Annotated in this window: 9 protein-coding genes; 6 read left to right on the top strand and 3 right to left on the bottom strand. The window is 38.7% G+C overall.

All coding sequences use genetic code 11. The annotated features are described in order from the left end of the window. Positions 1 to 30 precede the first annotated feature (30 nt). Both DEV76_RS22770 and DEV76_RS22775 read right to left on the bottom strand, forming a co-directional pair. On the bottom strand, positions 31 to 237 hold the full coding sequence (locus DEV76_RS22770; protein WP_109700254.1) for a hypothetical protein: 207 nt from the start codon (positions 235 to 237) through the stop codon (positions 31 to 33). 45 nt (positions 238 to 282) lie between these two features. Next, positions 283 to 1,041 (bottom strand): hypothetical protein, encoded by a 759-nt coding sequence (locus tag DEV76_RS22775; RefSeq protein WP_109700255.1) that lies wholly within the window; start codon positions 1,039 to 1,041, stop codon positions 283 to 285. A gap of 15 nt (positions 1,042 to 1,056) precedes the next feature. On the opposite strand from DEV76_RS22775, the gene DEV76_RS22780 reads away from it, so the two are divergent. The 3 genes from DEV76_RS22780 to DEV76_RS22790 all read left to right on the top strand — a co-directional run bounded on the left by DEV76_RS22780 (position 1,057) and on the right by DEV76_RS22790 (position 2,364). Then, complete coding sequence (locus DEV76_RS22780; protein WP_109700256.1) at positions 1,057 to 1,434, top strand: hypothetical protein; 378 nt, start codon at positions 1,057 to 1,059, stop codon at positions 1,432 to 1,434. A gap of 249 nt (positions 1,435 to 1,683) precedes the next feature. Next, entirely contained in the window at positions 1,684 to 1,863 is a 180-nt protein-coding gene (locus DEV76_RS22785) for a hypothetical protein (protein ID WP_109700257.1), read from the top strand. 6 nt (positions 1,864 to 1,869) lie between these two features. Then, a complete protein-coding gene (locus DEV76_RS22790; protein WP_109700258.1) occupies positions 1,870 to 2,364 on the top strand; it encodes a hypothetical protein in 495 nt (164 codons plus the stop codon). Positions 2,365 to 2,429: 65 nt separating this feature from the next. Here DEV76_RS22790 and DEV76_RS22795 read toward each other — a convergent pair whose 3' ends face one another. Next, complete coding sequence (locus tag DEV76_RS22795; protein WP_109700259.1) at positions 2,430 to 2,768, bottom strand: helix-turn-helix domain-containing protein; 339 nt, start codon at positions 2,766 to 2,768, stop codon at positions 2,430 to 2,432. Positions 2,769 to 2,960: 192 nt separating this feature from the next. Here DEV76_RS22795 and DEV76_RS22800 point away from each other — a divergent pair, with 192 nt between their 5' ends. From DEV76_RS22800 to DEV76_RS22810, 3 genes are all read left to right on the top strand, one after another. Continuing rightward, entirely contained in the window at positions 2,961 to 3,200 is a 240-nt protein-coding gene (locus DEV76_RS22800; RefSeq protein WP_109700260.1) for a SymE family type I addiction module toxin, read from the top strand. Positions 3,201 to 3,441: 241 nt separating this feature from the next. Continuing rightward, positions 3,442 to 6,567 carry a sacsin N-terminal ATP-binding-like domain-containing protein gene (locus DEV76_RS22805; RefSeq protein WP_109700261.1) on the top strand — a complete coding sequence of 1,042 codons (3,126 nt, stop codon included), beginning with the start codon at positions 3,442 to 3,444 and terminating at the stop codon, positions 6,565 to 6,567. Then, complete coding sequence (locus DEV76_RS22810) at positions 6,545 to 7,555, top strand: AlbA family DNA-binding domain-containing protein (RefSeq protein ID WP_109700262.1); 1,011 nt, start codon at positions 6,545 to 6,547, stop codon at positions 7,553 to 7,555. Before DEV76_RS22805 ends, DEV76_RS22810 begins: the two co-directional genes overlap by 23 nt. Positions 7,556 to 7,663 lie beyond the last annotated feature (108 nt).

Below are 7,663 nucleotides of genomic sequence, written 5' to 3' on the forward strand. Positions count from 1 at the left end.
GGCCAGTAAGGGCCGAAGGGCCAGTCAGGATTATTCCTGTTCCACCGCAGTTTGACTCACACCAGAAAGCACCGCACCTGCAAGGGCCATGTATCCCGCAATGGCGCTCACCGTTTCCGGGAGCGGGGCGGGCAGGCTCAGCACGGTGATGCCTACGCCGGTGAGCAACAGTCCCCAGTTCCGCAGGGCCTGAAAAAACCGCGGAGTGGGGGATTTGATTCTTTCGAAAATGCTCATTGTAAAACCGTTTTAAAGATGAAACAAAAAACAATTCAAAAACCGTCAGGCTGCCTTGTCCACCGCAACCATACTCATGGCGTTGAACTGCCCCGTGCTGAGGCCATAGAACCGGCCGTTCACTTCCTGCACAAACTCGATACACAGCGCCAGGAAGAGCGGTTTGGTGCTGTTGGGCGGCAGGTCTATCACGAAATTCACGGGAGGCATTTCCTGTCCGCTGATGGGCATTTCACCGCTGGACGACAGCGCATGTACGCTGGTGCCATTGTCGAAATCCACTTCCGCGCCGATGGCGGTGAGGACGTAATGGGTGGCACCCGTTGGTGTAGCCAGGTACTTTTCCGGCACGAAAGCCGGGATAGTGACTGTAGCAGCGCCGGAAGCCCGGTCGATGGCGGCCGTAACAGCAGCATAGAGCGTGGTGCTGAGGGGGCTGTTGGCATTGAACTCGAAGCCCTTGAAGAAGCCCAGTTCCCCTTCGGGCACCTTGCGTTCGCCTCTGTTGTTGAGGGTATCGGTTTTGATGACCCGGTTGAAGAGGCTCGCCAAACGGTTGCCCACCTGGTTGTCTGCCACCTGTTTGAGGACCGAATTGAGCGCATTGCGGAGCAATTTGCCGGCGGCCGCGGCTCTCCCGAACTCATGCCCGTTTTCACGGGTGCGGATGAAAGCGGGATCGTTCTGGATGCGTTTAGCGTCTACGCCACCTTTGGCCCGCATACCGAAGCCATTTTTTCTTTTGTAGAAGGTGGTGTTTCCGGTAGTACCTCTTACGGTAATGATACCTGTTTGAGAAGGCATGATTTTAAATTTTTAATGATTAAACAAAGGGGGCCTTTACATCGCCAGACCCTTGAGGCGTTTGCACTGATCAGTGACTGGTTTGTAATTACCCTTCGAAACTACCGGACCCGAAAAACCCGCACAAACAACCTTGCCGGTTTTGCCGGAATTTGCCGGAATTATGTTTTTAATCCACACTTTATGGAACGTTTATTCCCAGAAAGAATAGTTATTTATCCGCGGGATGTGGAGATCCTGCTATCAAAATGCGAGCGTTCTGCGCAGGACTTCCTGCGGCAGATCCGCGATGCCCTGGGCAAGCCACCAGGGGCTTTTATAACCGTAAGAGAGTTTTGCTACTTCACCCAAATGGATGAAGATGAAGTGAGGGAACAGCTGAGGAAGGGGTGAGGTTGAAGCCATATCCATTCACGTTTCATTCGGGTATGAAGCACTATTACTTCACATATACTTCAGGTATACAGCACAGATGGTGTACTGATAAAGTAGGTTTCAATAGAATTGTAATTTTTGTTGGGGCCCGGTTTCTACCGGGGCCATTTTATACCCCTTGTTTAATGAATGGACGTTATTGCAGGTAGCCCTTATTGTAGATTACTCGTTTTAAAGGCGGGATTATTAAAGTAAAATATCAATGCTATGACTGAAAAGAAGAATGCTAAAATAAAGCCTGTGACGAAGGCAATGTTCATTGGAGCTGCAGAGATGGAACGATTGAGGAAAGATGTTGATCGTTCTGATGAGGAGAAGTTTTTGTCGCTTCTCTGGAATATTAAATTGAGTAACACTTTAAAAAAAATGAAAGTAACACACAAATAAAGCATTATGGATACACTGTATGAAGAGATACTGAATTTCTGGAAGGTTATGGAGAAGCACGATGTTCGCTACATCATGGCAGGTAGTTTTGCCACCCGTTTTCATGGCTATAACCGCCTCACGGACGAACTGGATATTTGGGTCGAGAATAACTATGAAAATCGTGAAAAACTTTTAAAAGCATTAGAGGAGCTTGAATTAAAAGCTGATGAAGATCCTTCTAGAAAAATGAGCTTATTTGCCATATGTACGGCTTTTAATTTGAAGTGCGGTCTGGTAGTGAAAGTTATGTATGAGATAATGGGGTTAGAATACTTCCCTTTTACAAAGTGTTTGGAAATGGCTTCCATTGCGGAGATACATTCAGTGAAGGTGCCTTTCCTGCATATTGATCACCTCATTATGAATAAAAAAGACATGAACCGATCCAAAGACAAGGTAGATGTGATTTACCTTAAAAAGATCAGGAAATTAAGAAAAGGGAGTAAGCTGGCTAAATGATTTTTTAGAATTGGTGAATAAAAACACATACTATGAAAGAGGGCCTCATTTATTGAGGCTCTAATTTATTGGAAGAGTTCTTGTATTTTCTGTTTAGCGCTGAATGCTTCGATTACGGCGATGATGTGGTCGCGGTTTTCGGGGGATAGTTTCTCGAGCCGGCGGGCAATCTGAAGATAAGCGTCTTCGCCTTCAGCAGGAGGGAGGGCATCCCCTAATATTAAGTAGTCGAGCGAAACGTTGAGTGCTTTGGCGAACCTGGCGGCCACTTCAATTGAAGGTACCATCTGATCCCTTTCATATTTACTTACTACATCCTGAACGATTCCTAAGGTTACTCCGAAGTCTTTTTGGGTTAAGTTTCGTTGCTTGCGAACTGCTGCAACGCGTTTTCCGAACGTCATATAAACAATGGTTTAAAGTAAAACACTAAACTAATACAAAACTGAGAAACTAGCCGCATTATAAGATTTATTAATATTAAATAGGTGTGATTGTTAGTAAATATCAGTAGTTATGCACACTAAATAATGACGAACGACAATCGCTGTTTCATTACTATTATGTAATTTTAAGTCATAATAATTGTTAACCTCATGAAACAGTCTTCTTCTAAACGCAGGCTTACCGTAACCCGTAAGCCCTCAGAGAAAATAGTACCCTTTATCAATGTTTCAGGCCAGTGGCTTGAGAAAGCAGGCTTCAATATCGGAGATATTGTGGAGCTCGAAGTGAGTGAGGGGCGGATTATTATTAGGAAAACGCTTTACCGGTGGAAGGAGGAGGTTGTGACTAAGAGGTATATGGTGGATTTTAATGGGGATAGGGTGGCTTAATATATACCTGCATGCTACTTCTCTATTATAAATTTTTATGTTCCAATATTAGAATGCAAACACATTTTAGAAATGAATAAAATACTTTGAGGAATCACATAGTACATCACCATTATTAAGGATTACTTAGTTAAAATGTTTGAATTTTATTATATTCGAACACATCAACCCTACTATACCCAAGTTACTATACTGATTCAGAAAAAATGAGCCCTCAAGGAATCTGCAAACATTCGATCATATGAGTTATAAAGATTTACTAAAAAATTCGAAAGCCAAAGCAGCTGATCATCTCTTAGCAACTAAGATTCGTGATCTAATGGATAAATTGCGAATGGGCAATACTCCCAATGCTGCTAGGCGATGGATTTGGGAATTAATACAAAATGCAAAAGATGTAGCAATTGATGGGAAGCCAATTAATATCCAAATAGATTTATTAGGTGAAAGTTCTAAAAAATCATTGACATTCCGACATAACGGGAAGCCCTTCACTACGGACAATATATATTTCCTTATTCAACAAGTTTCAACAAAAGATAGACAGGAAGCTGGCAAGCCAGAAAAAAAATCTACAGGAAAGTTTGGAACTGGATTCTTGTCTACTCATTTACTGTCTGAGATTGTAACAGTTGAAGGGATCATTAAAGACGAAGAGCTACCGTACAAAGAATTTAAAGTAGTTTTAGATCGAAGCCCATTGGAACTACCTGGAATCATAAATTCCGTCAACAACTCTTTACAGTCAATTGAAAACGTTCTAGAAAGTGATATAGTTTGTAATAATTATGTAGAGGGTAGTTACAATTCTAGTTTTACCTATGAATTACTTAAGGAAAAAGAAGATATTGCTCAAACAGGAATTACTGATTTGCACTTTTCGTTGCCATATACAATGGCCTTCTCAGGCGATATAGGTGAAGTTGAAGTAGTCCATACTGCAACTACTTTCAAAGTCAAAAATTGTTCGATATTGGACAAAAATGGACTGGAATTAGTTGAAATACAAGAAGAATCACTAATTGATGATATACCTCGGTACTTCTGTGTAAAACGGGGAACAAATGCTGCAATAGCAATTGAAGTAGATAAATTAGAAAATGCTTATAGAATAAAGAATATTAATGAAAATATCCCAAGGCTCTTTTGCGATTTCCCTTTAGTAGGAAGCGAGAAATTTCCTGTTCCAATTATCATTAATAGTGCCAATTTTAATCCTAATGAACCTCGTAGTGCTGTTTGGCTTACAAAATCAGATGACTCACGTGTCCGTGAAAACAAAAATATTATTTCGGAAGCTATTACCCTCTACATAAGTTTACTTGAATTTGCAAGTAATCAAAAGTGGAAAGGAATGTACGAATTAGTCAGAACTGTGCAAGCAACAGATACAGAAACTTTATCAGCTGAATGGTTTAATAATCAAATTCTTACAAAATTTCGTGAAACAATTTTAAGCACTCCAGTAGTAGATACAACTCTTGGCCGAGTAAAACTATTGGGAAATGAGAAAGGTAGCGGACCTGTCTGGTTTCCTACTCATACTAATCATATTATCAGTGAGCATATTTGGGATTTAGGAAAATCTTGGGTACCAAATCAGCTTCCACCTAAAGATGAAATTAAACAGTGGAACGAAGTTCTTTGGGAGAGCTGTAAATTTCTAACATTAGAAATACTTGCAAGCAATATTCAATCTCAGAAAAACCTAACTACCTTATCTTCGATCCTTCAAACAGATGAAGCTTCCACTATTTCATGGCTAAATTGTTTTTATGGAGTGGCATCGCTGGATGAGACATTTGAAGACAAACTCATAAACGGAACTTATTCAATCTTTCCCAACCAAGAAGGGAATTTTAAAAAGCGAGAGGAACTTTTTGAAGATACAACGCTAGAAGTAGATGAAGCATTTATGAATGTAGCGAAAATTTTAGGGGCTAATAACTGGGCATTATTTTTAGATCGGAGAATAAAAAAAAGCAAAAGGATTATTTTCCATACACGCAACTTGCAATTTATTCTGGATGAAATTAACCTGCGTTTAAAAGATTCAAAAATTCCGTTACAAGATCGCTTGAATGCTTCGACTTACCTAGTAGAACTTTTCAGTAAACAGTCAAGTACCGACCCTATTCGCTTAAAGTTATTTAAGTTTTCAAAAGTATTATTTCCAGGGGATAATAGAAATAAAAAAGAAATTACTACTCACAACCCAGATATTTGGAAGGAGGCAGATGGTATACATATCAAATCAATGGTTAAATTCATATCTGCTAAAGAAAACGTCACAGAACTGCAAAAAGAGCTTAAACTACCAGATGAAAAGACAACAATAGATTGGATAAGTGAGTTTGTTAGCTTTTTAAAGATTGTAGATTATGAAGATCAATTAGACAGGCACCCCATTTTACCTAATCAGCGTGGAACTTTCTGTAAGAAAGATGCATTGTATGCTGATGCTACAATTCATGAAGAACTAAAAGATATTATGAATAATCTTGGGCATGACTATCGAACAGAAATGTTAAATAAAGGTATATTTCTTATGTTACCTCCAATTAGAGAAATTTCTGATACCAATATTTCACTTCGTATAACAGAAAGTGTTAGGATGCAATTTTCAGAATTGGAAAAGACTGACTTGGTCAAAGAAGCATTTCGATTACTGCTAAAATTCTTTTCAAAGAATAGCGAAATATCATCGGTGTTATTCAATGAACTATATGCTAATAAACATAAATTGTACGACGATGAAGAAATTGCTAGAGACATGGATAGAGTAGATAAGTTTGATCAATTTATGGAGGAGTACAACTTTGAAAATTTGGATGATCTTAGAGCTGCAGTAAAAAATGGACTGTCTAACAAAAAGGGTAATGAATATAGTGAAATAAAACAGGAAGTGACTCAACAAATGCTTGCAGGGTGGGGAGTAACAAACGCAGAAGATTATGAACAACTGATTGGAAGTGATGTTAATCATGCTGTATTCCGCCATTATTCAAAAGCAGATCCTGCTTTATACGAATATGCAAATACAATTATAAAAAGGGCTTATAAAAATATTTTGACGTATCTTAAAATTCTTCCAGAGTATGATTGTACAGAAAGCCAATTATTGGCATCTACACTTATTGGTGGAATAAAAAAAGGTGGGCGTCATATATATATTGTATTTAGACCAAGCGACAATGAAGAAGTCATTATTTACTACACCTCGGAATATGAAGCATTAGATGAAGACAATACAGAATTATGGATTGAAGATGGAGTTAACGATCCTATAAACTTGACTATCGGAAAAATTTTGAAAATAACAGGAATAAATAGAATCCCATTAAATGGACATTCCAATTCAATATAAAAATGCAATTGAGAATCCAGATGAATCCATCAGGTTCTTTGCAATTATGCCTCCATCTAACCTGCTTGCTGAAACTATTTCTGCAATGGCAAATTTGCACAAAGGAGGAATTTTATTTATAGGAATAAAAGAAGGCCTTGGAAAAATATTGATTAGGGGTTTGAGCGACAATTTTAATGTGATGCCGATAATACACAAGGCTGTCGATCAAATAAATCCCACGCCAGAATTTCATTTTGGGTTTTATGAATATAACGAGAAAAAGATATTTGCACTTAGCGTCGCACCAAGTAGAACTCCTACTTTCTATAATGGGAATTTATATAAGTTTATAAACGGTCGGATAGTAGAGTCTCGTTTAATAGAAACCGGAATTTCTGCACCGAGTTATCCACGCATATTAAGCTGCTTGTCATTAATGGAAAAGCAGTTACAAGGAACTGACTCTAAGAAGAAAGTGTTATCTCATTACCAAAGTTCTTTGCGACTTATTGATGCCGTGGCTACAATGGTAATGCCTGATACTCCCGACCTTCTTACACCTTTGCAAGATGGCCGTGTGTTACTTAGAATGGTAATTAGTGCTGTTTTTGATAACTTCGAAATTTACTTGGGCAGTCTATTATCCGAAATATGGATGTCAGATCCTCGACTTTTGAAATCAGATGCACCAATTACAGTAAGAGAAGTTCTAGAATGTTCTGACATTGAAGAATTTGTCAAGTACTATGCAAGAAAGCGTGTTTCAAATATGGCTAAAGGGAGCATTAAATCATTTATAAAGGAAAATGCTTTGATTAAAGAACTAAATGTCCTTAATACTAGCGAACAGGAACGAATAGATAAAATGATGCATATTAGGCATTTGTATACTCATCAAAACGGTTTCATAGATGAACGATTTGCGCGTATCTATCAAGGGGCACAAATTGGAACCGAATATGTCTTATCAGTAAATCAAGTATTAGATGAAATAGCTACGATTTAATCTGACAGTTAGGGTTAATTTTAAGTAACCACACTTTTAATCAACCCTTTAAAACTGCCAGACATGAATGTAGCGGTAAAGTTAATTAAAAACAAAGTAGGCTTATTA

Origin of the sequence: Chitinophaga deserti (assembly GCF_003149455.1) — a bacterium.
In the GTDB taxonomy this organism is placed as follows: domain Bacteria; phylum Bacteroidota; class Bacteroidia; order Chitinophagales; family Chitinophagaceae; genus Chitinophaga; species Chitinophaga deserti.